Origin of the sequence: Leuconostoc kimchii IMSNU 11154 (assembly GCF_000092505.1) — a bacterium.
Taxonomy (GTDB): Bacteria; Bacillota; Bacilli; order Lactobacillales; family Lactobacillaceae; genus Leuconostoc; species Leuconostoc kimchii.
On record NC_014136.1, the window covers coordinates 99,923 to 125,297 of the forward strand.

General features: G+C 35.4%; 28 protein-coding genes and 1 riboswitch. Of the genes, 8 read left to right on the forward strand and 20 right to left on the reverse strand.

Going from position 1 to position 25,375, the window contains the following annotated elements:
- Window positions 1-16 precede the first annotated feature (16 nt).
- The 5 genes from amaP to LKI_RS01025 all read right to left on the reverse strand — a co-directional run bounded on the left by amaP (window position 17) and on the right by LKI_RS01025 (window position 3,714).
- Window positions 17-580 carry an alkaline shock response membrane anchor protein AmaP gene (amaP, locus tag LKI_RS01005; RefSeq protein WP_013102258.1) on the reverse strand — a complete coding sequence of 188 codons (564 nt, stop codon included), beginning with the start codon at window positions 578-580 and terminating at the stop codon, window positions 17-19.
- 366 nt (window positions 581-946) lie between these two features.
- The gene (locus tag LKI_RS01010; protein WP_013102259.1) at window positions 947-1,777 is read right to left on the reverse strand and encodes an alpha/beta fold hydrolase; all 831 of its coding nucleotides are present in this window, start codon (window positions 1,775-1,777) and stop codon (window positions 947-949) included.
- A 46-nt stretch (window positions 1,778-1,823) separates the two neighbouring features.
- Window positions 1,824-2,276 (reverse strand): MarR family winged helix-turn-helix transcriptional regulator, encoded by a 453-nt coding sequence (locus tag LKI_RS01015; RefSeq protein ID WP_013102260.1) that lies wholly within the window; start codon window positions 2,274-2,276, stop codon window positions 1,824-1,826.
- Window positions 2,277-2,293: 17 nt separating this feature from the next.
- On the reverse strand, window positions 2,294-3,058 hold the full coding sequence (locus tag LKI_RS01020; protein ID WP_013102261.1) for an SDR family NAD(P)-dependent oxidoreductase: 765 nt from the start codon (window positions 3,056-3,058) through the stop codon (window positions 2,294-2,296).
- 221 nt (window positions 3,059-3,279) lie between these two features.
- A complete protein-coding gene (locus LKI_RS01025) occupies window positions 3,280-3,714 on the reverse strand; it encodes a GNAT family N-acetyltransferase (protein ID WP_013102262.1) in 435 nt (144 codons plus the stop codon).
- Between the two features lie 136 nt (window positions 3,715-3,850).
- Here LKI_RS01025 and LKI_RS01030 point away from each other — a divergent pair, with 136 nt between their 5' ends.
- On the forward strand, window positions 3,851-4,423 hold the full coding sequence (locus tag LKI_RS01030) for an RBBP9/YdeN family alpha/beta hydrolase (RefSeq protein WP_013102263.1): 573 nt from the start codon (window positions 3,851-3,853) through the stop codon (window positions 4,421-4,423).
- A gap of 141 nt (window positions 4,424-4,564) precedes the next feature.
- On the forward strand, window positions 4,565-4,885 hold the full coding sequence (locus LKI_RS01035) for a cytidine deaminase (protein WP_013102264.1): 321 nt from the start codon (window positions 4,565-4,567) through the stop codon (window positions 4,883-4,885).
- 209 nt (window positions 4,886-5,094) lie between these two features.
- Here the strand turns inward: LKI_RS01035 and LKI_RS01040 are convergent, their stop codons facing one another.
- The 4 genes from LKI_RS01040 to LKI_RS01055 all read right to left on the reverse strand — a co-directional run bounded on the left by LKI_RS01040 (window position 5,095) and on the right by LKI_RS01055 (window position 9,350).
- Window positions 5,095-6,015, reverse strand: coding sequence for a DMT family transporter (locus LKI_RS01040; RefSeq protein ID WP_013102265.1), 921 nt, complete (start codon window positions 6,013-6,015; stop codon window positions 5,095-5,097).
- A 362-nt stretch (window positions 6,016-6,377) separates the two neighbouring features.
- Window positions 6,378-7,226: a MetQ/NlpA family ABC transporter substrate-binding protein gene (locus tag LKI_RS01045; RefSeq protein WP_013102266.1), complete on the reverse strand. Its 849-nt coding sequence runs from the start codon at window positions 7,224-7,226 to the stop codon at window positions 6,378-6,380.
- 550 nt (window positions 7,227-7,776) lie between these two features.
- Window positions 7,777-8,394, reverse strand: a complete 618-nt coding sequence (locus tag LKI_RS01050) for a sugar O-acetyltransferase (RefSeq protein ID WP_013102267.1) — start codon at window positions 8,392-8,394, stop codon at window positions 7,777-7,779.
- Between the two features lie 347 nt (window positions 8,395-8,741).
- Window positions 8,742-9,350 (reverse strand): nitroreductase family protein, encoded by a 609-nt coding sequence (locus LKI_RS01055; RefSeq protein ID WP_013102269.1) that lies wholly within the window; start codon window positions 9,348-9,350, stop codon window positions 8,742-8,744.
- Between the two features lie 93 nt (window positions 9,351-9,443).
- On the opposite strand from LKI_RS01055, the gene LKI_RS01060 reads away from it, so the two are divergent.
- Both LKI_RS01060 and LKI_RS01065 read left to right on the forward strand, forming a co-directional pair.
- Window positions 9,444-9,770: a winged helix-turn-helix transcriptional regulator gene (locus LKI_RS01060; RefSeq protein ID WP_013102270.1), complete on the forward strand. Its 327-nt coding sequence runs from the start codon at window positions 9,444-9,446 to the stop codon at window positions 9,768-9,770.
- Window positions 9,771-9,981: 211 nt separating this feature from the next.
- Window positions 9,982-10,371, forward strand: a complete 390-nt coding sequence (locus tag LKI_RS01065; RefSeq protein ID WP_013974993.1) for an MmcQ/YjbR family DNA-binding protein — start codon at window positions 9,982-9,984, stop codon at window positions 10,369-10,371.
- A gap of 117 nt (window positions 10,372-10,488) precedes the next feature.
- Here LKI_RS01065 and spxB read toward each other — a convergent pair whose 3' ends face one another.
- From spxB to LKI_RS01085, 4 genes are all read right to left on the reverse strand, one after another.
- Entirely contained in the window at window positions 10,489-12,309 is a 1,821-nt protein-coding gene (spxB, locus tag LKI_RS01070; protein WP_013102272.1) for a pyruvate oxidase, read from the reverse strand.
- A gap of 182 nt (window positions 12,310-12,491) precedes the next feature.
- Complete coding sequence (locus LKI_RS01075; protein WP_013102273.1) at window positions 12,492-13,238, reverse strand: LrgB family protein; 747 nt, start codon at window positions 13,236-13,238, stop codon at window positions 12,492-12,494.
- An 18-nt stretch (window positions 13,239-13,256) separates the two neighbouring features.
- Complete coding sequence (locus LKI_RS01080; protein WP_013102274.1) at window positions 13,257-13,664, reverse strand: CidA/LrgA family protein; 408 nt, start codon at window positions 13,662-13,664, stop codon at window positions 13,257-13,259.
- A 241-nt stretch (window positions 13,665-13,905) separates the two neighbouring features.
- The gene (locus LKI_RS01085; RefSeq protein WP_013102275.1) at window positions 13,906-14,862 is read right to left on the reverse strand and encodes a Gfo/Idh/MocA family protein; all 957 of its coding nucleotides are present in this window, start codon (window positions 14,860-14,862) and stop codon (window positions 13,906-13,908) included.
- Between the two features lie 199 nt (window positions 14,863-15,061).
- On the opposite strand from LKI_RS01085, the gene LKI_RS01090 reads away from it, so the two are divergent.
- Both LKI_RS01090 and LKI_RS01095 read left to right on the forward strand, forming a co-directional pair.
- Window positions 15,062-15,841, forward strand: coding sequence for an SDR family oxidoreductase (locus LKI_RS01090; RefSeq protein WP_013102276.1), 780 nt, complete (start codon window positions 15,062-15,064; stop codon window positions 15,839-15,841).
- A gap of 135 nt (window positions 15,842-15,976) precedes the next feature.
- Window positions 15,977-16,948, forward strand: coding sequence for a LacI family DNA-binding transcriptional regulator (locus tag LKI_RS01095; RefSeq protein WP_013102277.1), 972 nt, complete (start codon window positions 15,977-15,979; stop codon window positions 16,946-16,948).
- Window positions 16,949-16,992: 44 nt separating this feature from the next.
- On the opposite strand, the gene tenA is transcribed toward LKI_RS01095, so the two are convergent.
- From tenA to LKI_RS01125, 6 genes are all read right to left on the reverse strand, one after another.
- Window positions 16,993-17,658, reverse strand: coding sequence for a thiaminase II (tenA, locus tag LKI_RS01100; protein ID WP_013102278.1), 666 nt, complete (start codon window positions 17,656-17,658; stop codon window positions 16,993-16,995).
- Window positions 17,659-17,660: 2 nt separating this feature from the next.
- Window positions 17,661-18,926 (reverse strand): acetylornithine deacetylase, encoded by a 1,266-nt coding sequence (locus LKI_RS01105; protein ID WP_013102279.1) that lies wholly within the window; start codon window positions 18,924-18,926, stop codon window positions 17,661-17,663.
- Between the two features lie 88 nt (window positions 18,927-19,014).
- Window positions 19,015-19,103: riboswitch (TPP riboswitch) on the reverse strand.
- Window positions 19,104-19,204: 101 nt separating this feature from the next.
- Entirely contained in the window at window positions 19,205-20,038 is an 834-nt protein-coding gene (locus tag LKI_RS01110; protein WP_013102280.1) for a glycosyltransferase family 8 protein, read from the reverse strand.
- 153 nt (window positions 20,039-20,191) lie between these two features.
- Complete coding sequence (locus LKI_RS01115; protein WP_013974991.1) at window positions 20,192-20,899, reverse strand: GNAT family N-acetyltransferase; 708 nt, start codon at window positions 20,897-20,899, stop codon at window positions 20,192-20,194.
- A 7-nt stretch (window positions 20,900-20,906) separates the two neighbouring features.
- Window positions 20,907-21,449 (reverse strand): GNAT family N-acetyltransferase, encoded by a 543-nt coding sequence (locus LKI_RS01120; protein WP_013102282.1) that lies wholly within the window; start codon window positions 21,447-21,449, stop codon window positions 20,907-20,909.
- A 165-nt stretch (window positions 21,450-21,614) separates the two neighbouring features.
- On the reverse strand, window positions 21,615-22,454 hold the full coding sequence (locus LKI_RS01125) for an SDR family NAD(P)-dependent oxidoreductase (RefSeq protein ID WP_013102283.1): 840 nt from the start codon (window positions 22,452-22,454) through the stop codon (window positions 21,615-21,617).
- 74 nt (window positions 22,455-22,528) lie between these two features.
- Between LKI_RS01125 and LKI_RS01130 the strand changes: the two genes are divergently transcribed.
- Entirely contained in the window at window positions 22,529-22,927 is a 399-nt protein-coding gene (locus LKI_RS01130; RefSeq protein WP_013102284.1) for a MerR family transcriptional regulator, read from the forward strand.
- A gap of 485 nt (window positions 22,928-23,412) precedes the next feature.
- Here LKI_RS01130 and LKI_RS01135 read toward each other — a convergent pair whose 3' ends face one another.
- A complete protein-coding gene (locus tag LKI_RS01135; protein WP_013102285.1) occupies window positions 23,413-24,579 on the reverse strand; it encodes an iron-containing alcohol dehydrogenase in 1,167 nt (388 codons plus the stop codon).
- 205 nt (window positions 24,580-24,784) lie between these two features.
- Here LKI_RS01135 and LKI_RS01140 point away from each other — a divergent pair, with 205 nt between their 5' ends.
- Window positions 24,785-25,327, forward strand: coding sequence for an NADPH-dependent FMN reductase (locus LKI_RS01140; protein ID WP_013102286.1), 543 nt, complete (start codon window positions 24,785-24,787; stop codon window positions 25,325-25,327).
- Window positions 25,328-25,375 lie beyond the last annotated feature (48 nt).

A 25,375-nucleotide genomic window follows, 5' to 3' on the forward strand; every position in this document is an offset into this window, starting at 1 on the left:
GCGTTCCTCCACTCTACTACACAACTCGTGTAGCCCTTTTTTTATGTGAACTACTGGTCGATTTTTGATCGACTTTAATATTTAATTTCAGTTTTTTTTCATCAATTCCGGACAGTAATTCTTGGATTTCACTCGTCAATATTTGCTTGATTTGGGGTAATTGTCCGATGACATGCTTTTGATACAATGAATCCGCAGTAATATCGAAGTGATTAACATGCTTGGTGTTTTTAAAATTAACCCTGATGTTAGATAGACCATAACCGGACAGTCTTGTATTCACAAAACTAATAATACCCTCGTTGCTCAACGATAATACACCTTCCTTATGTTTTTCAAGCAGAATGCCCTTTTTTTGTACTGGTATAAACAAAATAATAAACAAAATAAGAACAGTAAGTATTAGCAAACCTAGTTGAGAAACATTCAATAGATCATGTTGGTTGATAGGATTATTACCGGTTATTTTAGCAAAAAAATCATTCGTAGTTGTAACGAATTTCGGCCAAATGGTCATTGACAGCACAAAAATATAAACCAAACATAACAAGCCAAGAAAAGATTTTTGCCATTTTTTCATAAGGTCGTCTCTTTTCTGATCATGCATTATTTTAACAAATATTAAGTAGCGCCACTTAACACTGCAAATATAACATAGATAAATTTTGTTGTAAAATAATATACTCAAAAGCTTCAATAATTTATGTTTTTAGGATTATTTACAAATACTATTAAAAATAATAATATACCAACGTTTACAAGCACAAAAAAGTTTGTGAAACTATAAAATTCACAAACTTTAATTAGCACTATTTTTATATTTCATAAACGACAACATTTTAAAATAATTAGGGTAATCACGCTTGCTTTTTTCTCAACTACTACGTAAATTACAATAATTTGTCACTGATTGAGAACAAATTTAAATTTCGATCTTTTGAGCTGATTAGTTTATGCTCTTTAAATGCTTAAGAATATACGATAAGACTAAAGCTGGTTGATCTTCTTGAACCAAATGGCCTGCATTTTCAATCGGAATCAAAGAACAGTTAGTAAGCAGTTTACTAAGCTTTTCTCCTTGTTTTATTGGTATCCAACTATCATCTTGTCCCCATAATATGACAATTGGTTTTTCAATATCAGTGTATAATGGTTCAATTTCGTCTGTATATTTTTGACTTGATTGCGCTATTTGTTGATAAAATGCCTTTTGTCCATCATCACTTATCCATGGTTTCTTAATCCCCGCTAGAGTAATCGAATCCATCTTATGAAAAGTGGCACCGTTCACATATTTTTCTAACACGGCTTCATGAATATAACTAGGCAGACCACTAAAAGCTGTTTCATGAGAAGCAACATGAGAAAAGAATGGCGAACCCCATGGGGAGACAGCCACAGGATCAATTAATAGTATTTGTTCAAAATCAATTTTATTAATCAAAAATGTTCTTAGTACAGTGGCACCACCAAAATCATGCCCTACAATTTTAGGATTGTTAAGATCACAATGTTTAATTAAAGCAGATAAAACTTCATTTTGAACACCTAAGGATACATCAGACACGTTTTTTTCAGATTCACCATAACCCAATAAATCATAATAATAGACCGTAAACCATTCACTTAACGCAGGTATTATTTTACGCCAATTAAAGGACGACCATGGTGTACCATGCACCAATATCAGTGGTTCACCAGAACCTACAATATGATATTTAATATATCCAAATTCACTTCTAAAAATCTGATTAGGTTTCTCGTACGTGATTGACATATATTCTCCTTATTAAAGATCATTCAAATAGATTTTTCAGATTAAATCACAACTCTCGAGTAGAAATCTGTTGTAGTGTTTTTGAACCTGAAATTTGTTTGGTAAAAATGTCTATTAATTTATCTATTGCTATGGTGTTTTCGAAATTTTGAGCTATTTGGTGATTAAACTGATTCTCAATTATTGTTGTTTTATTTAAAGTTTGTTTCCCGAGTTCGGTTAAGACTAAATTTGTTTTTCTGGAATCACTACCATTTTTTTCCTTAATTATCAGATTTTTTAATAACAAACGTTGTACAACTCGACTCGGGTTGTCCGAACCACAAATCAATAAATCACCTACTTCAGAAATCGATAGGCTGCCATACCGGTCTAATATTTTCAACACTTCGTTTTGAGTTGGCGTAATATCTTCACTAGATAAAAGTTGAGCAAATTGTTTTTCTCCTTCTAAATCAACGGCTTTAGTTAAGTATCTGAGTTTTTCTATTTTATCCAAAACATCACCTCTTTAAATCATTTTTGCTTCATCATTATATTATAAACCATTTTAACCATTCTGTTTCTTGTCAATAATCTAGGTAGCACCATACTCGTGAAGTAATTATTGAAACCATCAATTTTTGATATTTTATTCTTCTCTAAAGCAGACATTGTCATATCAACGACGTGATCAGGTGTACGTAAGTTACCATACGATACGCCACCATTTGAAAAGAAATTAGTATCTGTAGCACCTGGACTAACCGCAAATACATTAACATTTGTTCCCCGAGTCTCAGCAGATAATGCTTCGGAAAATGATAAGACAAAGGCCTTGCTGGCGGCATAGACCGCCATGGTAGGAATTGGATGGTAAGCTGAAGTTGATGCCACATTGATAATCGTACCATCATTATTTGCAAGCATTGAACTTAAAAATAATTTAGTCAAATCAAATAAAGATACAACATTTAACATGATCTCATTATGTTGACTCTCGTAAGAGGTATCATTCACGAATCCATTAGTTGCTACTCCCGCTGAATTGATGAGCGTCTCCACTTCAATATGATTATCCGACAATTTCGTATATATTGTTTGAGCGATGTTTGCTATAGATAAATCGTATGCCAACGGCATAACGTTAATACCAAATTTTTGCTCGAGTTCCTGTTTCATCAGTTTCAATTTATCCTCTGACCTTGCAATCAAAACTAAGTTATTGTTTTTTTGAGCATAATGTTGCGCAAAAGCTTTGCCAATACCTGAAGAAGCGCCTGTGATCACTGTGTATTTCATTTTACTACCTCTTAATTTAATATATGTTTAGACATACGTGTCTAAACATATATTAAAACTTTTAACATCATTTGTCAACATTGACAGTTAAACCATACTTTTATAACAAGAACGAGCAATTACTGAAATCAAAATAAAAAGCAAAGTCTTTTTAAACAAAGTCTTTGCTAAATATTGATCACTGTAGTTAATTGGTTTAAGCAGAATATTTTTTACTAAAATTAAAAAACTTTGATGAACTTTTTCTGGTCTTTGACATGTACATAGCCAATATGTTCATAGAAACCATGTGCATTTGTTCTACTCATTCCAGAATTTAATCGAATAGATTTAAAATCATTATCAATAGCAGTTTTCTCTAACCATGACATAAGTTTGATGCCAACACCAGAATGATGATGATGACTCAAAACAGCTAAAGCTAAGACATTGAGAGCAGGATCTGTATAAATTTCTTCGTAAACTTCAGCATGTACATAACCTAAAACTTTCTTAGTAACATCATCTTCATAAACTGCCAAAAAATGATGGTCAGAATCTTTTAAAATTTTACGAAGTTGAATTAACGATTTATCTAAAGAATAGTTATAGCCAAGCTCTTCATGATTTATTTTATTCAATTCTATGAGATCATTTTCTACAATAGCACGTATCATTGAGCCTCTCCGTTTCTTTAATAAACGACAGTATACCACACCTACCCTTCTCTATGCGTAATGTTTTATAAATGAATCTTCTTATGTATAATTAAAGAACAACGTTTTTTCTTTCACAAAATTATGGAGACCACAAATGAAACACTTAGACAATCAAATTTATTTAATTCATGGCTACACAGCAACACCAAACAGTAATTGGTTCCCATGGATTAACAATCAAATGAAGCGAAACTTTTCTATCCCTGTCAATATGCTTGAGATGCCTAATACTGACCAACCTAGAGTTAATGAATGGGACCAAAAAGCTGACGAAGTTATCAAACCATCTAATCACATGACAATCATTGGTCACAGCTTAGGTTGTATTGAGGCGCTTCGTTTTGTGTCGCAACACCAAATATCAAATGTTAATTTGGTTTTAGTTTCAGGGTTTGATGAAACTACTCATACATTACCACAGCTACATGAGTTCACTGACTCTTCTCTTGACATAAATAACGATATTTTGCCAAAGATTAAAAATGCTGTTGTTATTTCAGCTGTTGATGATGACATTGTGCCCTCGCACTATTCTCAAAAATTATCTGAACATCTAAAATGTAAGTTTATTCTCTTACCTAATGGAAAACACTTTATTGATCGAGATCAAATTTTTGAATTGCCAAGCGTTTATGAAGAACTGCAAAATATGTTGTCTCAAAATTAAAAGTATATTAGCTATAAATTAATGAGGGTTATTTAAATTGTACGGTTACGATGCTTTTCACACTTTGGTACCACACTGATACAGTGTAAAATGATTTGAATTCATATGATTTTATTTAATTAAATTTAAAGGAGATTTTTGATGGATATTTGGGAAAAATTATACAACGAAGCAAAAGTATTATATAATCCGCATGAAGTGTCACCATTTATATACGCTGAACGTGCCGCTGCTTTTAACACGTATCAGCAAAGTAAACAAACAAAAATCAAACGCATCATAGCTTTCCGAGACGAGGCACCTTCTGGTGTCGGAGGCATGCCATGTGGTGCTTGTCGAGAATTTTTAATGCAATTAAATATTAAAAATGCTGATACAGAGACAATGGTTGATTACGCCACGCGAGAGACCACCACTTTAAATGAATTAATGCCAAATTGGTGGGGCGCAACACGAGCTTAAAGTAGAAATAGTAGATTTGAAGAGTCGTGATTAGTCACGGCTTTTTGATTTTCAAAGCATATGTCAACATAGCTTCACGCACCTACTTTGACAAAGCCTTACCCTTTCATATTTGAAGGTAACGGACGAAGTTGGTTATCATTTATCTAGAAAAACAATCTTTTCAAAAGACTATTAAATGTTTATAGAAAAAACTTTGTTCCAAAATACTAGCTTTGGTATTTTGGAACAAAGTTTTTTACTGACCAATACTGTAAAAAAGTAACACCAATCACTAATATGAAGCCTAAAATACCAGTCGCATTAAACGATATGTTCAGAAACAACACACTTAAAATAGCAGAAGAGAGCGGCTCCACAGCCCCTAAGACACTAACAGTGGTAGGATCAATATATTGTAAACTTTGCAAATAAAATAAGTACGCAAACATAGTTCCAAAAACTATGACTATGAATAATTCAATAACGATAATTGTATTTAATTTAGGAGAACTCCCCCACGGCTGAAATAAAAAATTCATGATGAGTCCACCAGTCAACATGGACCACCCTACAATAGTTAAGGCGCCATATTTACCAATTAATTTGTGAGGTAATAGTGTATAAACGACGTCACTAAAGGCCACCATTACACCCCAGAATACAGCGATTAGAGGGACATTTAGCGAATTGAAATGTCCCTGTGTCACAATGAGTACTGTGCCTAATATAGCCAGAATCACTGAAATGGTGTCTGCTCGATTTGGAAGTTTTTGATTAATCAATGATAAGAAAAGTATGATGAGTATGGGCGCTAGATATTGTAAGACGGTCGCAGTAGCAGCGTTACCTGTATCTACTGCTTTGAAAAATGTAAACTGCAAAGCTGTCATGCCAAAAACAGTGAATATAATCAGTTGAAAACAATCTTTAAAATTTTTGAAAATAGCGAATATTTTTTGGTGTTTAATACTTGCGTACAGTAGAATCAGTAGTCCTGATATTAGCATACGAAGCGTGACTAACCAATTTACGGTGATACCAGCGTGTAAAAATAAATCTTCAGCAACAATACCTGATACTGACCATAAAAAAGGACTTAAGAACGCTAATAACAATCCTAATCCAGGTTTTCTTTTGTTTATGTGCATTAACTGAAATCTCCCAACAATGTGATAAGATTAATCTTATCAATAATAACCATATACTGTCAATTTACCACTAGCTACTCTGATCACATTTAGATACTGCCTGATAAAATAGTGAATGTATATACAAAAAAGCCTCGTCAATTAACAACATGACAAGGCGCATGACAATTTATTTGTTATGGTTATTTTTTAGCGACTATAACTACAGTCGATTGTTTTACCCACAATTGGGAGATAAAATGATCACCTCCTTAAGTCACTGAGCAACAACATTATCACTCACCTCCCTTCGGGTAATCTACTAGGTTATCTACACCTATATTGTAACACATACAAAGAATTATCTAGAAATGTTGTAAATCTTATCGTACTTTTGGTGCTCCCTGCCATACTGCAATTTCTCCTGTGCCGCTTTTGTTATCAATATAATTTGCTACGTTATTTGATTGGTAGGCTTTTACAAATTTTTTAACAGCAGAACTATTTTTCTTATTTTTTGTGGTGGCAATAATATTAATACCGCCGTGTGTGCTTTTGTCCACAGGTTGGACATAAATAGCAGATTTTATGGAACGGCCCGATCCTACTATAAAACTAGGATCAATTGAAGATAAATCAACCTCGGGCAAAGTTCTTACTAACTGATCAGTAGCTAATTGCTTAAATTGCAAATTTTTCTTGTTCTCAGTAATATCCTTTATAGTTGGATCTTTCACCTTGTCTGATAGCTTAATTAAACCAGCAGATTGCAGCACTAATAATGATCTACCTTGAGTAATTTTACTGTTTGAAATGCTAACAATACCATTTTGAGGAATATTTTTAATTGCTTTATGTTTATCTGAATATAAACGCCCAGCAACTAATATTGTTTCACCAACCGGCACAATATTAGACTTGTGACTTTTATTCCAGTCACTCAAAAAAATATAATGTTGAAATGCATTAGCGTCAATATCACCTGATGATAGTGCAGCATTGGGTTGCGTGTAATCGGTAAATGTCTTAATTTTTAGAGTTAAACCTTCTTTTTGGGCGTTACGTTTAATGATTTTCCACTGTTCATCAGTGCGTTTATCACCCGCCATTATACCAACAGTTAGTGTTTCCTTCTTTTTGCCGACTGTATTCGGACCAAAGCTTGCGTAAGCAATGCCAGCAATAGCGACAATTGCTACGCCACCAATAAGCCATTTAGTTGTTTTACTCATGATACGTATGTCTCCCTTTTTTCTAATGACGATATCTGATTTTTAGCGTGACAATGAACAAGTTAGTTTTCCAATCAAAAAAAGCCGCCTCTGTACTATAAAAATACAGAAGCGGCTTACCATAAGCGCGATACCATTCTGAGTTAGGGCTATTTGTCACCAAATAGTTACTCACTAACCATCGGACATTGGAAAGTGATCCTAGTCGAATGGTGTGCCCGTTAACGAAGGCCAAGTCGTTACAAACTAAACGGTAAACCGATTCGTATGTACCAATCACAGGTCATTTTCACAATCGCACGCACGCTAACTTACATCACCCATTAGCTTTCTTAGCTTTGATAAACTGTTACTTTCCTGTTCAATTTGTTTCACTCTAAAAATGATTATATATCATACTACAACGTCGGATGACTAAAGTCAATAGTCTTTAATTTTGATAGTGACTAGAAAAAATAGATCACTAATAATTTACTTCGTCCAATCCGTTAAAAATTACTATTCATAGTATACCAATATGTCAATTTTAGTATACTGAATCATTATGTTTTTATCCCCTCATGTCTTTGTAATACGTTTCTCTTTTTTCGCGCCACAATGCACGGTCATGCTCATCTATGCTTCTTAATACTTTGGCAGGATTGCCAACAGCTATACTATTTGATGGCACGTTCTTGGTAACAACTGCGCCCGAACCGATAACTGAGTTGGTTCCGATAGTAACGCCAGGGTTAACAACAACATTTCCGCCTAACCATACATTATCTTGGATGTGGATAGGTAAGCCATACTCTAATCCCTCATTTCTGATTTCCATATCAATTGGATGGCCGGCAGTTAATAAGCTAACATTTGGTCCAAACATCACATGGTTTCCGATGTTAATTTCAGCAACATCTAAAAGAACCAACCTTGTGTTAGCATAAAAATTGTTTCCAATACTAGTATTAGATCCATAATCGACATATAAATCTTTTTCAATATAAGAAGAACGCCCGATCGATTTAAATATTTTTGGAAGCAACAGCAGTGCTTCTTTTTCCTTAAAATGAAGCAAATTGTTATATTGATCTACTAGTTTTCGACCACGGCGACTCAAATTTTTCAATTCAGGATCATTTGCGATGTATAGCTGACCATTTAGCATTTTTTCTTTTTGTGATGACATGACGCCTACCTCTATTAATTAAGAAAGTTTATTCTTTACACTTGACATAACTCTCTTCACTTTAAGTTTGTGCTTTTCATTGATTACTGAAAACTTGTTTTAAAGCTAGAATTAATTTTTCATTATCTTTGTTAAAAGCACTTTCAACATAAAATTCAACCAATTTTATTTCCTCCTTTAAGGATAATAACAATTATAAAATCAAACCAAATATTTGAATAACAGATACTTGTATCAAATAACCGTAAAAGGTTGATACCTAAGTCTAGTTTATCATCTCATGAAGATACTGTCATCTTGCCTCCTCTGCTAAATGTCCGTTACTCATCATGTAAGCATTAATTAAATTAAATAATTATCGTGAATTTTTCAGCAGATTCCCGTTTGTGTGAGTACCCTGATGTGACTGCCTTCCCCACAGGTAATAAAAGAATAGGATCCCATTCATTAGGTAGTCTAAGTATTTTTATTATTTTAGTAAAATCAACCCCTCTCATTGGTACTGAATCATAACCAAATGCTCGCAGAACATGCATTAAATTCATACTAAATAAGCCAATATCAAAACGAAGACCAACTGCTTCTTTATCTTCGGGATGTAAAGAATAATACGTTTTAATCCTTTGTGCCTTATTATTAATTTCTGACTCTTGAATCAAGTTATATTGGCGGCTTGATTGTATCAAATGATTAATATCATAGTTGCGTTTATCTCCTAAAATTAAAAATACTGCCGAAGATTGTCCGACCTGTTCTTGGTTAAAAGACAGCTTTTGAAGTGCAACTAATAATTTCTTATCCTTGATAACGACAACTTTCCATGGTTGTGCATTATTGCTTGATGGTGCATTAGCAGCATGATTGAGTATCTCTATAATCTCTTCATCACTAATTACATAGTTGCTATCGAAATGTCTGATTGATTTTCTCATATCTAGTTGTTTTAAAAAATTCATATTTACCCTCTTTTTCTAAGTAAAACAAGTATAATCAATATCATAAAGATAAACTAGTAGGCACAATTGTGTTACTTAGGAGGTATTTCAAGCATGCAATCAACTGACAAATGGTCATGTGGTATCACCAAAACGATGGATATTTTTTCCGGTAAATGGCGCCTTAATTTATTTTGGATTATTGCTCAAAATGAAGGGATTGGATTTAATCAACTAAAGCATCAAGTACCTGAAATTACTAACATCATGTTAGTTCGTTCACTAAACACCTTGTTAGCTGATGGTCTTATTTCAAAAAAGTTAACTGGAAGCAAGGCACCTTTCCATTCAGCATACCGTTTAACCAACAAGTCTAAAGAGCTACTACCACTACTTTTGAAAATCAATGATTGGGGAAATCATGCATTACTGAAGCCTTAACTCAGGTATTATTATTGAATAAAAATTGCTAGTAAGAAAATGAATTTATAAAGAATTTTAGATTAAATCAAATATTAAAATCACATTGTATATACAGACTATTGTAAAAACATGACATGTTATCTGTATTTTGAGTATGCAAAATCATCTTTACCATAACTTTTTATCCAATAGTAACCCATATAGAATAGCTAATACGATCGGAGTCATTATGTTGTCCCAAAACGAAATTTGGTTAAGAATGAAACGTTTTGAAAGTTTTGGTAATCAGTTACCACATGCTAAAGTATATTATCGTATAGACTGGGAAACAGTTTATTTCGATTTGGACGGTAAAATGTTTGGCCTTATGTCACCTAAAGCCGACAACAACACGTTATTGACTTTAAAGGGTGACCCAGAAGCCAACATCATTATGCGTGAGCTTTACAATGATGTGATTCCTGGCTATCACACGAACAAAAAGCATTGGAATTCTATCCGACTGAACACAACAGAATTGAGCGACACGGAAGTTGAAAAAATGATTAAAAAATCATATGATCTAGTGTGGCTTAACTTACCTCAGTCTGTGAAAGATAGATTGCGTAATGGCGCATAATACGCTTTATAGTGATTATCCAAATTTCTGAGGAACACAAAAAAAAAAACAGTAACTCAAACAGATGGTGCTCTGCCAAAGTTACTGGGTATCGGTCACTAACGATCTTTTCATGCTTTAAAAACTATATTTATTATCATTCGTATCTTTAATATACTTTGACGTTAGCCCTTCATTTTCAAGGAAATGACGGAATGGCACTAGTTCTTGCGCTTCGTATTTCTCTTTATAGGCGTTAACGACCTCTTCGCTGTAAAGGCTTGTATCAAGTTTCAATGTTTCTACCGGAATTGGACGGTCCTTAGTGATTTTTGCATCAACGACAACAACACGTCCTTGGTTATAATAAGCCACTGCCTGCTTGATAACTTGATCAATGTCTTCAATGCGCCTAACGGTTAAGCCAACAGCGCCTTGTGCTTCAGCAATCTTGGCATAGTCAACGTCAGTAAAGTCAACACCGAAATTATAGGTATTGGTATCCTCGTACTTGTTCTTTATAAAGCCGTATTCTGTATTAGTGAACACAATATTAATAACTGGTAAATCATAGCGAACATTTGTGACAACATCTGGATATGTCATTGAAAAGGCGCCATCCCCCATCAAATTCCAAACTTGACGATCTGGATAAGTATTTTTGGCACCAATACCACCTGGTAAACCAATACCCATCGTGGCAAACAATGGTGATGTACGCCACATATTCTTAGGAGTCATGTGCAAGTGACGTATAGACATTTGTGTCACGTTACCCACATCAGTTGAGAAAATTGCATCTTCTGCTGCATATTTATTGATTGCATTGTACACTTGATAAGCTTGTAAATCACCGGTTGTTTTTTGCTCAAGCTTATTCATGTAATCACGCCAATTTTTAACGTTTTTAACGTTAGCATGCCACCATGATGATTCTGAGACCGGCGCCACCTTAGCAAGTATAGCATTAATCGCATCACCGGCATCACCGAGAATCGCAACATCGTTTTGGTGACGTTTACCCAGCATTGCTGGATTATTGTCAATTTGAATGAACTTATCAACATTCCGGAATGTACCTTCAACCTCTGAGAATGGGAAGTTTGTTCCGACGAATAGGACAGTATCTGCTTCGAGAACAGCTTCATTAGCTGGCTTCCAACCAACACGGAATGTTGAACCTGTAAAGGCTTCAAAATCCCAATCAAATGTTTCAAAGTTTTTACCGGTTGTAATAATAGGCGCTTTTATCTTACGAGCCAATTCTTGAACAGCTGGGCCATGTCCAATAGTCCCGACACCAGCATAAATAATTGGCCGTTTTGCTTGGTTTAGTATGGTTACCGCATCATCAATATCTGTTTCATCAACGGGCGCTGATTTATATTCTTTGTATTTTAAACCTGACGAGTATAAAGGTGATGAGTAAATTGCGTTTTCATCAATTTCTGAAAATCCAAAGTCAGCGGGTACTTCAAGCACTGCAACACCACGCTTTGAAATTGCTGTACGAATGGCGTCATCTACCAAATGAGGTAACTGTTCCGCTGTAGCAACACGACGATTATAAACAGCAATACTTTCGTACATTGGATTTTGGTTTAATTCTTGGAAGGAATCCATATTCAATTCACGAACTGGCTTTGATCCTAGAATAGCTAATACAGGTGTATTATCCATCGCTGCATCGTATAGACCGTTGATTAAATGGGTTGCACCGGGACCACCTGATCCAACAGCAACGCCTAGTTTGCCACCAAATTTCCATTGCATGACAGCTGCCATAGCAGCAACCTCTTCGTGTTTAACTTGTAAGAATTTGATGTTGTTTTCAGGATTTCCCATGGCGTTCATCAAACCACTTAATGTTCCGGAAGGAATTCCGTAAATTGTGTGAACACCCCAGCCTTCCATAACCTTCAAAGCTGCTAATCCAGCTGATATTTTCTTAACTGACATTATATTACCCTCCTGAAAGTAACTGTAATTGTAAGCGCTTTCTTTACAACAATTTAAATTATATATGAATTGTTGTACAATATCAAGCGACTTATTAATGAAAACTATTTGACGCTATTATGAAACAACAAACTATTCAGTACATTAATGTAAACGATTACAACTAGGCTAGACATGCGCAACTACATCAGGCCCATTAACTTAGCAAACGTGGGCACAATGAGATCAACGATTAATCCAATAACTACCATTGAAATTGAGGCCATAGCGCCTTCAACTTCACCCACTTCTATAGCTTTTGCCGAACCAATAGTATGCCCAGCAGTACCAAACGATAGCCCTAATCCTATCGGATCTTTGTCCAACTTAAACCATTTAATTAATTGGTCACCCAAGGCATAAATAACAACAGCATTAACAATGACAGCCATGGCAGTAATAGATGCAGCCATGGCACCAACTTGACCGCCACCTGCAATGACTGATGAAATCGGCAATGCAATTGCTGTTGTTGCTGCCTGAGGGAGCATTGCAATTGTTGCAATTTTCGACAAACCAAACAAGCGAGAAATAATTAAAATCAGAAATAAAGCTATTGTTAATCCGACGAATAGGGAAGTAAATATTCTCAACCAATACCGCTTCACTAGATCACGACGTTTGTATAGTGGCACTGCAAACGCCATTGTTGCCGGACTCAAGAACCAAAAGATGAAATCCCCACCTACCTTATATTGTTGATAAAGTACTGTGGTAGGCTCTTTCAATAAACTAGATAAACCAATCAAGATTAAAATACCAAGTACCATCCCAATAAATAAGGGTTGAAATATAAATATTGGATACTTCTTAAATAGCTGTTGGCCAATCCAATAAACAATAATTGTTAAAAAAATACCCCAAAACGGTGTGTTCAAAACAGACAACATTTTTCTACTCCTAACAAATTAAAATTTATGATGAATTTTATTACTAATTTTTGTTACCAATTGCGCGGTATAAGCGACTGACAATAACAGCACAACAGTTGAGATAATGACTACTGCAACAATTTTAATACCTTCTTGCTTAAATAATGGCAACGAACTGGCAAGCGAAATACCTGAAGGTACAAACAGCAACCCAATCAACCCGATTAGACTGGTCGATAGTCCCTCCACTTGTTCCAACTTCACAAGACCACTAACTAACGCAATGAATAATAACACTAATCCAATTAATGGCGTTGGTACGGGGAAACCTGGTAGCAATAACGATATACCAATTGATAAAATGTTAGCTATGAGTAAAATGCCGCTAAAAATCAAAAATTGCGTTAGTAGTGGCGCGGCTTCCTTTTTATTTTTATTTTCCATAGAAGAATCCCCCTCTTTAAAAATTGTAAGCGTTTACATTACATCCTTAATTCTACACCCTCCTACTGATATTGCAAGTGATTTGAAAAAAAAATAAAACAAGACAGATTTTTACATGAAAATTTGTGCACAAGCACCATTATAAAAATGCGTTTACACTAAAACACTTGACCGAAAACCGATCTCGTATTTTAGTGTAAACGCATGAATTAATATCGTTAAACAACACTATTAGTAGTTATTATTTTGTCCATTGCGATTTGACAGCTTCAAAAATATGAAATACATCAGCAGTCATGTCGTTATAAATCTTACTTTGACTTGGATTCTCAATAATCCTTTCAAAATCTTCAATCTCGTATATCAACGCATTCTGTGTATCACCTGCTGTAATTGATTCGATTTTTTTTGTTTCCGTATGATACCATGTAGCTTCCTGAGCACGTGGAAATTCGAGCACGCGAATATAGCCTTTGGTTCCTGATATTGTGAGCGCCTTAGGCTGTTTCGCTTGCATGGATAAAGAAATAGTGGCTAATTCATTGTTTGAGTTACTCAAAATCGTCACTGATTGTTCATCAACGCCCGTCTCAAAATAATTGACGAAAGAGCTAATTTGAGTCGGTTGCGCTGACATAAAATAGCGTGCTGCGCTAAATGCATAGCCGCCAATGTCTAGTAGCGCACCACCTGCTAAATCGACATTAAAAAATCTATTGGTTACATCGTAAGGTTTGTGGCTACCAAACGTCACATTGATGGTCTTGACGATACCTAACTCTCCCACTTCTACCAGTGATTTAATTTTTTTAATCAGTGGCATATGTAATAATGTCATTGCCTCCATAAGCATAACATGATGCTTATTCGCGATATAATACAGTTCAGTGAGTTCTGCTTGATTAACCGTCATCGCTTTTTCGACCAACACATGTTTATCATGCAGTAAAGCCTGCTTTGCTATCTCAAAATGTGTATTATGTGGCGTTGCAATATAAATGGCAGTGATGTCTCTATTTGTAAGTAACTCTTCTAGTGTTTTAAATTGCTTTTTGATATGGTATCTTTCAGCGAACGGCTTTGTTTTTTCAAAATTCCGGCCAAATACACCCGCAATCTCCTTGCCGTTATTCCATAGTGTACCTGCCATTTCATTAGCTATTGTTCCAGTGCCAATTACTGCCCAATTTAATGTCATCATGTTTTCCTTTCTAACGACAAATTAATAGTAACTCAAAAACAAATAACGTAAGCGCTTACGTTATAGGTACATTGTAAGCGTTTTCCTTTAAAAAGTATATACTTGCTTATTTATTTTTATAAGCGTAGTATACAGATATACCTCATATACGTAAGCGGTTACGTATAAAATCTGAAATTAAATAATGGAGAAAAATATGACAGCATTAGATTTTTCACTCGATACTTTCAGTCTCACTGGCAAAACAGCTTTAATTACAGGTGGTGCGTCTGGTCTTGGGCGGTACTACACGCAAGCCTTAAGTTCAGTTGGCGCCAATATTTTGGTAGTTTCTTATACCAAAACAGGCTGGGATGAAACGCAAGCAATCGTTGAATCCTACGGCCAAACAATTGACTTCCTTCAACTAGATATTACACAAAAAGATGCAGCAAATCAGATAACCCATTTTATCAAAAACAATAGTCACACATTAGACATTCTCGTTAATAACGCGGGTATGCAAAAGCGACACGAATGGCAAGACTTTCCGGATGACGATTGGGATGCGGTGATTGATTTAAACTTAAATGCTGTTTATCACATTTCAAAAGCAGTAGCGTTATTAATGTCTGAAAATGGTGGTGGAAAAATCATCAATATTGGTTCCATGCAATCTTACCGCGCTGGAAAGTTTATTTTCCCATACACTGCCAGTAAGCATGGTGTTATTGGTTTAACTAAAGCATATGCAGACGCGTTAGCTGTTCACAATATTCAAGTTAATGCGATTGCACCAGGATACATTGATACGCCAATGACCAAATCACTCCAAGAAGATGAGATGCGGAACAAAGAAATTCTTCAACACATCCCAGCTGGACACTGGGCAGATCCTAAGGAACTCATGGGAACCGTAGTATTCTTGGCTAGCAATGCTTCGGATTATATCACAGGGGTAACACTTCCAGTTGATGGTGGTTACTTATTAAGATAATTGTTTCACAATTAAGACAAACAGACGCACATAAATGAGTTGCTCTTCTGTTCAAATGCTATAATAAAAAAGGCTCAGTGTCTCAGTAAATACCTAAAACACTGAGCCTTTAAATTTAAACAATAGGCCTAACACATGGATAAAAATAAAAAATTAACCATCGTCGACATTGCTACCAAAGCAGGCGTTTCAACCGCCACAGTTAGCCGATTTCTCAATGGTCAGCTGAACCAAATGTCTGAAAAAACAGCAGTAAAATTACAAAAAATAATCGAAGAGACTTCTTATACTAGAAATGTTGCTGCTGTGCAATTAGCAAAACAGAAATCAAATTTAGTGGCTGTTATCGCCTCCAATATTGATGAGTATTTTTCTTCAGAATATTTTAAAGGTATTGTATCTATTTTAAGTGCACAAGGTTTTATTGGTGTACTTTTTGATTCGAATTCAAATACAACCACTGAATCTGCGCTTATGGCGTCCGTTTACAATCAAAAATTTGCCGGGATGGTTTTACAACCAGTATCTACTGATCCCCACTTAATTGAAAAATTTACTAATGATGCGGTGCCCGTTGTTTTAATTGACCGCGATATTGGCAACGGTCAATCAATCACTGTTACCACAAATAATTTTCAAGTCACAAAATATGCAATGGAACATTTTTTAAATCAAGGCTTTAACAAGGTAACCATCATTACTGAACCCATTAATCGTATCTCAACGCGTGTCGAAAGAATTGCAGGTGTACGATCTGTTTTTGATCATTCACAACTTATCGAAGTGGATTCTGATCATCTTAATTTTTCAGAATTATCCGATGAATTAGATATAAACAATCCAAAAAATCTTTTATTTGTACTTAAAGAACGCCTTTTAATTCAATTATTGGCCAATACTAAACTTTTGAATGAGCCAAAGATACCACAAAGAATCACCGGTTTTATTGATACAAGTATGCCAAAATATTTAGCGCCAAACTATAAATTTATTCAACAATCACCATTTTTGATGGGCGCCACGGCGGCTGAGGTTTTACTGGCTCAGATTTCAGCAAAACAGCCTGAACACATAAAACAAATTGTTATTCCCTCTAAGTTTGAATGAGATACTTTATGTCATTATCCGATAATGACAGCAATGCTATAATGCTAAACCAGCCACTTTTCTTCTTGATAAGCCATTTCCCAAAAAAGTACTTCATATCGTAAGGAATTTTTAAAAATATTTATTAAACGAACACGTTGCGTCAACGTCTGTTGCGCTGTTATTCGGTCGAATTCTTGAATTAGCCATTCGGTCAATGCGCTAAAATCAGGTGAACTATACATCGCAATCCACTCACCATACAGTACATTTTTAGCACCTGGTGAATGGGCTAAGTTTTTACCAATCGTCTCATATCCCCACATACAAGGTAAGAGTACAGCCAAAAGTTCAGCTTGACCGCCAGTTTGAGCAACTGATAATAAATAGTTTTTGTATGCCAATGTTGTTGGTGCAGGCTCCGCAGATGCTAGTGTTTCTTCGCTAATGTTAAATTGCGCAGCATATTGTCGATGCAATGACATTTCTTCAGTTAAAATTGACTGTAGCGTATTTGAAAATTGTATCATTGTTTTCAAATCAGGACTTTTGAGAGCACCTAACGCAAACACTTTGGCATAATCCATCAAATATACATAGTCTTGTACCATATAATATTTGAACTTTTTAACTGGCAAAGTACCCGCGCCAATTTCTTGCACGAATGGATGTTTTAGATTAGCCTGCCAAATATTGTCGATTTCCGTTATAATTTCTTGACTAAATCCCATTTTCACTCCTTTTTAGTGTGTGCCCAATCTACAATAAACTGTGCTAAAGCTTGACTATATTTTACTAAACGTGCCACTGAAATACTTTCGTCAACTGCGTGTGCATGACGTAAGTCACCCGGTCCATAAATCACAGCTGGAATGTGTGCATCACCAAACCAACCACCATCTGTTACACTTGTTGAAACAGAAACTTGCGTTTTCTTTTCAAAAGTAGTTAGATGTGCGTTTAACAACGTTTGTACTGCAGGATGTTTTTCATCCACCTCTAATGCAGGGAAAATTTCACCGCGATCTTCAATCATTGAATGTCCACCCCATTCAAAGGTGGGTAGATGATCTCGCAACCATGGATCTGCTTGTGCTAATCGCGTAACAAATGATTCAACTTCTTGTGTGACAGATTGATAGGTTTCATTTGGATAAAAATGAACGGTTAGCCATAAGCGGGCTTCGTCAGCAATAAATGCTGCATTTCTGCCGCCCTCAATTACTGCTGGATTTATTGTATTCGTACCAGCAGGGAAGCCAGGATAACTTTTTGTCACTGCCCAATCACGTTCTAGCTCCTGTAAACCAATGATTAACTTGGCCATCTTTTCAATAGCACTCGCCGCCCTTAATCCACCACCAGCATGAATCATTTCACGGCGTAAACCATCATGGTAGGTTTTATCACTTTTAATTGTCACCCATCCTGTAATAACACCGCCTTGTCCTTGGATCTCTAAATCACTCGAATCGGTTACAAGTGCAAAATCTGCTATGTAGCCATGTTCAATTGTTGATTTCGTTCCCGCCTCACCAACTTCTTCCCCAATGACTGATTCAAAAAGCAGCTTTCCAGGCAACGAAATATTTTGATCGTGCAAAATTTTCAACGCAAATAATGCAGCAGCAAGCCCACCTTTCATGTCTGATACACCGCGGCCAATAATTCGATCATCACGAACGGTCGCTTTAAAAGGTGTAAAAGTCCAACTTTCATTCGGGTTTAACGCAGCAACATCCATATGCCCATTAATGATCAAACTTTGATATGCTGGATTGCCCCTTTTGGTTCCAACAACAATATCATCATTATCGTATAACGCCCATTGGTCAATACTAAAACCCAAAGAGCTTAAAAAGTCAGCGACAAAATTTTGTGCTTCCCGCGTATTTCGTGCGGGTGGTGCTGGTGTTTCGAAAGCAACCAGATTTTTTACTAAGTCCAATAGCTCGTCTTGTCGTGACTCAATTTGTTGATTAACTTTTGTTAAATCCATGCTTCACCTCCACAAAAAAGCACTCTTGCCAGCGGACAAAAGTGCTCCAAAAAATGGATTTAATATATGCGTTACAAATCAGTTAATGTTGCAACACAAAACACTTTCCTACGCTAGTCCAAACTAGTTCAGGTTCAAAGGGTACTTCTCAGCCATGTGGCGCCCCTAGTTCAATTGATTATAGTTTATTTTGATAAACTTGTCAAAAATTCTTCCTTTTTTCAATTTGTTTGATACCATATTTGATTAAACAGGCATAAAGTAATAAATTGCATCACTTAATAATACTCACCATAGTTCAAACGCAATAATTGTTCATAATGCTTATATAGAATAGCAAAGCGGTTAAGGTTTCTCTTTTCCCATGGTTTAGGATGACCACAGAAGTGCAAAATAACTGTATTTTCAATAACCCATGGTAAATCAATACTCCCTAAACTTTTAGTAAAATGCACGATATTATCTCGTGTATCGTAATTCCAAATCTCCTCAGGAATACTCAAAATATGATCACTATACAAATAATTCAATATATCTTGATCTGGTAATATTAGTCTTTTAGCATAGCGATCAATGGCCGAAGTAATATCGTCTAATTTTACCTTTTCTCTCATTTTATTTAAGTCCATTAACATCACGCCAGAATTAAAATACTTATTTTTATTTTGAAATCGTACGTTGTTTATAGTTTGACTAACGCCTGTTAAACCATTGTGACTAGCTGCTGCAATCATCTGATTCTTCATATCTAGCGTCCATAAAGATCTTATTGGGTTAATCACTAAAATATCAGGATCTAAATATAAAATACGTGTCAACGTCTTCGGTAAGTATTCTCCACACAAAAGCCTGAAATACATTTCAGCTGGATATTGTTTCAATACAGGTGCTGATGACCAAACATCGACATCTACATGAACCATATGTAATTGATAACCTAATTTGCTAACGAATGCTACTAATTGTTTGCTAGACGATTCTGAAATAGCATGATGTGCTAGCCAAATGTCGAACTGATCATCTGTATTGGTTTGCTTAATTGATAATAACATGACTTTAAATTGCGTGAGATAATTGTCATCTAGTGTTGTTAATATATTGATTGTTGCCATTTCTCATCTTTCCTATGAATATGTCATTGTTATCATAACAATACGCGATAATTCCTCCTTTGTAAAGCGTCAAATGATCAATAGAGAGATGGTATTTGTTAGCAAACAAAGTAACAGAGAAACATTGCAAAATGATCGCACAATGTTTCTCTGTTACATATCGGTTAATTTATTTTTCTGAATGCCTTCGTTATCAAAATTAGATTTGTTGAGCCACTTTTCCATCCTGTTTTTAATACTAGGCCATTCATAATCAGTAATCGAAAACCAGGCTGTATCTCTATTTCTATTTTTGTATACCCACATATTCCTAAAAATACCTTCGAAAGAAAATCCCAAACGTGTAGCAGCGTGCTTTGATGCTTCATTACAGTCATCACACATCCAAACATATCTACGATATCCTAGTTGATCAAATACATACGTCATTAAAAGGAACTGCGCCTCAGTGGCAATTTTTGTCTTTTTCATTGAATCAGAATAAATAACATAACCAATTTCAAGGCTACCGTTTTCTTGATCAATCGCAACTAATGCAAAACTTCCTAATACTTTCTGAGTTGATTTATCTACAATGGCATAATAAATTGACTGCTTTTCGTGCTCGATTTTAGTCAAATAGTTCCAAAATGTATCACGATTTTTAAAGTGATTTAGGGATAAATAAGTCCATGTTTCCGAGTTACTCTCCGGACCAAAAAAACGATACAAATCATCAAAATGAACTTTTTTATCAATTTTTTGTAAGATACAATATTGACCCGTATGCGTTTTCTTATCTGGAAACGGCCGAGTTGTCCAATTGGGAACCGAATAACCGACTATTTGTGCCCTATCATTTAACTTTTCTTTTTTTAACATATTAAATTCACGCATTGATTATCTGAAATTCGTAAAATACACAATCATCTATTCCTTGGTTATCAAAACTAGGTAAATCATATCGTCCAATATATGCAAAACCATTTTTTTCGTACAATCTACGAGCTGGGACATTATCAACTAGTGTATCTAATCGTATTGCGTACATGTTATTTTTTACAGCAAACATCTTAATAAAATCAATAATTTGACTGGCAATACCTTGGTTGAGTCTTTTTGGGTGCGCGATTAACGTATGAACAACTAAGCTCTTTTGATCAGATTCATCACTACTTTTCGACCAGTTTAAAGCCTTATACGCTTCTTGTGAATCTGTATTAAGTATAACAGAGCCAACCACAACGCCTTTTTCATCCAAACAAATAAAAAATTCATCTTTCAATACTGCCACTAAGGCATCTGAGATGTGGGGGTATACTCCTGGTATCCAGCTCGTCTGAATCGGATCGATATGTGGTAGGGCATCTTTGTAAAATGTTTCAATAGCCAGGTGATCATTTTGATCTGCGCGGCGCACCTTGTATAACATATAGTTCTCCTTTTTCTGTGTTATGTTTCTAAAAATGTTTATTGTCTTATTATACTGAATTTCTAATATTTTTAAAATAATGATGACAATTTGCACATAAAAAGAGCGAATTAACAAAAACTGTTAATCCGTTCTTTTTTAATTTTTTAGGCTATCGGCGTCGTGTTACTCAAAATCTGTTGAAACAGTTCGTGAATAATTCTCTTTAAATTGCTTTTGTAATTCTTCTACTTTTTCTGTTGCTCTAACATACGCATCTGATCCAAGTAATAGACGTAAAGGGTGCTTGCCAGATAGTTGTAGTTCGTAAATAACCTTCGCTGCCTTATTTGGGTCACCCGGTTGATTTCCAGACAGTAATTTTAAGTTTTTAATATTTCGACCAGCCGTGTTGATGTAACTTGACGCAATATTTTTATTTTCAATGGCCGATCTGCTGGCAAAATCAGTATTGAAATCTCCTGGCTCTATTAAAGTCACGTCTATCCCAAGTGGATTGACTTCTAATGCTAAACTTTCTGTCAATCCTTCTAAAGCAAATTTGGTAGCATGATAATACCCAAATCCTGCAAAAGCACGTAACCCGCCTAGAGAGGATACATTCATAATATAGCCATGGTGTTGTTTTCTCATGATTGGCAACACATTGTCTAACATGTTTTTAATTCCCCAGAAGTTCACATTAAACATATTTTGCACTAACCTATCATCTGCACACTCGACAGATGAGAAATAAGCATAACCAGCATTATTCACCAAAACATCTATCGTATGCCAAGTTTTTACAACCATATCTATACTTTCTTGTACTTGTACTTTATTTGTCACGTCTAAAGCTAATATCAGTAGATTATCTAAATGTTCCCAATTTGGGACATATTTTTTAATATCCTCAGGATTTCTTGCAGTGGCTGTTACCCTGCAATTCTGTGTCAACAGATACTCAACTAATGCTTTACCTAGGCCTGTGGAAGCACCTGTAATAAACCAAACATCTTTACTCATTGTAAATTCTCCTTTAATCAATTAGTATGATAACTATACTGCATGATAGTAACTATCAGTCAAGGAGTAATAACATGTATACAATAAATGATGTAGCAAAAATATTTGCTATCTCCCCACATACTTTACGATTTTATGCCAAGAAAGCCCTTTTTCCTAATATCACAAGAAATGAGCAAAATGTACGTTTATTTACTGATAAAGATTTAGAATATGTTGAAATGGTGTTGGCTCTTCGTCACACAGGTATGAGTTTAAACGCAATTAAAACATATATTGATCTTTGTGCGCTAGGTGACCAGAGCGTGTCAAAAAGGTTAACTATTATTGAAACTGAATTGGAAAATGCAGAGATTAAACTAACAGACAGCATGCATCAACGCGATGTCTTGGCACGTAAACTAGACTATTACCATGAAGCTTTGGCTAATGGTGAAAAAAATATTGTTTGGGGTACAAATAAATTACATTAGCACAGCCTAGTATTAACATCTTAACTTGTCCATGAATAAAAGTTCTTTTTTGCAACAATTTGATTTGCTTTATCAAGTGTCAGCCGTAAAATGTAGGGTGTCAATTTCTTAATTTTTTAAAATCTTTGTAATTAAATTTTAGATCGTAAAAATTAATTACAACACTTAGGGCTGCACAAATAAAATATTAGCACCTTTGTGATAACATATTAATTCTAATAGTACAACCCTGTTTCTGTGTTGTAAACTATTCATCGATTCACCATCCTGTTCGTAGCACCACACGACACCATACAATATTTCTCATAGTAGTTGTCAGTCTATTATTAATTTAATCAAAATAAAACGCCTGATGTGAGGATAATAATCTCAAATCAGGCGTTTTTATATCTAGCTATTTCAAATCAACAATATTACTTACCCTAATCATCTATCATTCTCATGATTAACCATATAATAGACAAATTTAGGTTTTAAATGAAAATTTATTTCATCGATGCTTCATACAAAGCAATAACGTCTGCTGTTGTAAGCGGTACATAAGCCTTGTCTAGTTGTCCCACAGTCACTGCGCTCTTAGCCATAGCTTCGAAATGCGTTGTCTGATTGATGTCAACACCAGGCAGTGTCGTTGGAACACCCAATGACGCTATCCAATCAGCTGTAGCACGAATAGCCTGAGTTGCCACAATTTGATCATCACCACTCAGTTGCCAAACATGGCGTCCAAAATCAGCAAATTGTGTTTGCGTATCAGCATGCAATGCAAAAGTCATCCAATGCGGTGTTAAGATACCCAATCCGATACCATGCGTAATGTCATAATATGCTGATAATTCATGCTCAATTGGGTGAACGGTCCAACCATTTACATTACCAGTGTGTGCTAAGCCATTTAATGCCATTGTAGACGCCCACATCAAATTAGCTCGGGCATCGTAATTATCTGGTGTTTCTAATGCCACAGGTGCCCATTTAATAACCGTCCGCATGAGACCTTCAATTAAGCCACTTTTGACGTCATTATTTTTGGATTGGTCAAAGTACTGTTCTGCTAAGTGACTGAAAATATCAATTGAACCAGCAGCCGTTTGCCACTTTGAAACTGAATAGGTTAGCGTAGGATCTAAAAATGAAATAGCTGGTGTATTGGGTCCATATGTGCCTAACTTTTGATTTGTTTCCGGGTTAGAAATAACAGATCCCTGGTTCATTTCTGTTCCTGTTGCTGATAAAGTTAGGATATCAACAACAGGTAATTGGTCTATCGTTAAGCGTTTACTTGAATCCACAACTAATTCCCACGGATCAGAATCGTAAAATTTTGACGAAGCAATGACCTTAGATGCGTCAATAACGGAACCCCCACCAACAGCTAAAATGACGTCAATGTTTTGTGATTTAACTAATTGCTGCCCTTCACGGACAGATTCAATTTTCGGATTAGGCGCAATGCCTGTTAATTCGACAACATGCAGGCCATCTAAAGCCTCAATAACACGCTCATATAAACCGGATTTTTTAATTGAGCCACCACCATATGTCAGCAAGACATTCTTGCCAAATTGTGAAACTGCATCACGCAGTTCGTTATCTATACGATCTGCGCCAAAACGAATATCTGTTGTATTTTTAAAACTGAAATTTTCCATGTTAAATATCTACCTTTTTTCTATTAGATATACTTATTTTACTACATGCCCCATACGCTTGGTCAAGCAATACGCTGTAACCAATTAGTGGCGCACCAATATGAACAAGTGCATGATGAAACACAATTGAAATATTAAAAAAGGTTGAAAACATAACCAAATAGGTTTATACTTACTTTTAGTAACTAGAAAGAGGATAAAGTACATGAGTAAGTATGGTATTGTTGTTGGTTCAATTCGAAAGAATTCGTATTCAAAGGGCGTTGCAGACGCTCTTGTAGCTGGTCTTCCAGAAGATTCGGAAGTAACCTATCTTAACATTAGTGATTTACCATTATATAATCAAGATTTGGATGAAAATTCACCTGAGGCATACACTAATTTTCGTGCACAGGTAGCTAATCAAGATGCATTTATTTTTGTCACACCAGAACATAATCGCAGTATTCCTGCTGCTTTGAAAAATGCACTAGACATTGCTTCACGTCCATGGGGACAAAATGTTTGGGCTGGCAAGCCTGCCTTGGTTGCTTCACAATCAATTGGTGGTACTGCTGGTGTTCTAGCACATCACGTATTGCGTCAATCTTTGGTGTTCTTAGATATGCCAACGCTACAACAACCTGAACTCTACATCGGTAATACTTCGACTTTGGCCGATGAAAACGGTCAAATTACAAACGATGATACAGAAGCATTTTTGGCTAGTGCAGCACAACAATTTGTTACATTTGCTCAGAAATTCTAAACGCTAGCGATAATAAATTTGAAAAGCCTGTATTTTAACAGGCTTTTT

Bases quoted from the DNA above. Each gene is read 5' to 3' on its own strand.
- LKI_RS01045 (WP_013102266.1), bottom strand. From the start codon at position 7,226: ATGAGTAAAACAACTAAATGGCTTATTGGTGGCGTAGCAATTGTCGCT.
- LKI_RS01110 (WP_013102280.1), bottom strand. From the start codon at position 20,038: ATGGCAACAATCAATATATTAACAACACTAGATGACAATTATCTCACG.
- LKI_RS01030 (WP_013102263.1), top strand. From the start codon at position 3,851: ATGAAACACTTAGACAATCAAATTTATTTAATTCATGGCTACACAGCA.
- tenA (WP_013102278.1), bottom strand. From the start codon at position 17,658: ATGGGATTTAGTCAAGAAATTATAACGGAAATCGACAATATTTGGCAG.
- LKI_RS01060 (WP_013102270.1), top strand. From the start codon at position 9,444: ATGCAATCAACTGACAAATGGTCATGTGGTATCACCAAAACGATGGAT.
- LKI_RS01080 (WP_013102274.1), bottom strand. From the start codon at position 13,664: ATGGAAAATAAAAATAAAAAGGAAGCCGCGCCACTACTAACGCAATTT.
- LKI_RS01075 (WP_013102273.1), bottom strand. From the start codon at position 13,238: ATGTTGTCTGTTTTGAACACACCGTTTTGGGGTATTTTTTTAACAATT.
- LKI_RS01140 (WP_013102286.1), top strand. From the start codon at position 24,785: ATGAGTAAGTATGGTATTGTTGTTGGTTCAATTCGAAAGAATTCGTAT.
- LKI_RS01115 (WP_013974991.1), bottom strand. From the start codon at position 20,899: ATGTTAAAAAAAGAAAAGTTAAATGATAGGGCACAAATAGTCGGTTAT.
- LKI_RS01135 (WP_013102285.1), bottom strand. From the start codon at position 24,579: ATGGAAAATTTCAGTTTTAAAAATACAACAGATATTCGTTTTGGCGCA.
- LKI_RS01130 (WP_013102284.1), top strand. From the start codon at position 22,529: ATGTATACAATAAATGATGTAGCAAAAATATTTGCTATCTCCCCACAT.
- LKI_RS01105 (WP_013102279.1), bottom strand. From the start codon at position 18,926: ATGGATTTAACAAAAGTTAATCAACAAATTGAGTCACGACAAGACGAG.
- spxB (WP_013102272.1), bottom strand. From the start codon at position 12,309: ATGTCAGTTAAGAAAATATCAGCTGGATTAGCAGCTTTGAAGGTTATG.
- LKI_RS01035 (WP_013102264.1), top strand. From the start codon at position 4,565: ATGGATATTTGGGAAAAATTATACAACGAAGCAAAAGTATTATATAAT.
- amaP (WP_013102258.1), bottom strand. From the start codon at position 580: ATGAAAAAATGGCAAAAATCTTTTCTTGGCTTGTTATGTTTGGTTTAT.
- LKI_RS01050 (WP_013102267.1), bottom strand. From the start codon at position 8,394: ATGTCATCACAAAAAGAAAAAATGCTAAATGGTCAGCTATACATCGCA.
- LKI_RS01025 (WP_013102262.1), bottom strand. From the start codon at position 3,714: ATGATACGTGCTATTGTAGAAAATGATCTCATAGAATTGAATAAAATA.
- LKI_RS01020 (WP_013102261.1), bottom strand. From the start codon at position 3,058: ATGAAATACACAGTGATCACAGGCGCTTCTTCAGGTATTGGCAAAGCT.
- LKI_RS01065 (WP_013974993.1), top strand. From the start codon at position 9,982: ATGTTGTCCCAAAACGAAATTTGGTTAAGAATGAAACGTTTTGAAAGT.
- LKI_RS01090 (WP_013102276.1), top strand. From the start codon at position 15,062: ATGACAGCATTAGATTTTTCACTCGATACTTTCAGTCTCACTGGCAAA.
- LKI_RS01120 (WP_013102282.1), bottom strand. From the start codon at position 21,449: ATGTTATACAAGGTGCGCCGCGCAGATCAAAATGATCACCTGGCTATT.
- LKI_RS01125 (WP_013102283.1), bottom strand. From the start codon at position 22,454: ATGAGTAAAGATGTTTGGTTTATTACAGGTGCTTCCACAGGCCTAGGT.
- LKI_RS01010 (WP_013102259.1), bottom strand. From the start codon at position 1,777: ATGTCAATCACGTACGAGAAACCTAATCAGATTTTTAGAAGTGAATTT.
- LKI_RS01055 (WP_013102269.1), bottom strand. From the start codon at position 9,350: ATGAATTTTTTAAAACAACTAGATATGAGAAAATCAATCAGACATTTC.
- LKI_RS01095 (WP_013102277.1), top strand. From the start codon at position 15,977: ATGGATAAAAATAAAAAATTAACCATCGTCGACATTGCTACCAAAGCA.
- LKI_RS01040 (WP_013102265.1), bottom strand. From the start codon at position 6,015: ATGCACATAAACAAAAGAAAACCTGGATTAGGATTGTTATTAGCGTTC.
- LKI_RS01085 (WP_013102275.1), bottom strand. From the start codon at position 14,862: ATGACATTAAATTGGGCAGTAATTGGCACTGGAACAATAGCTAATGAA.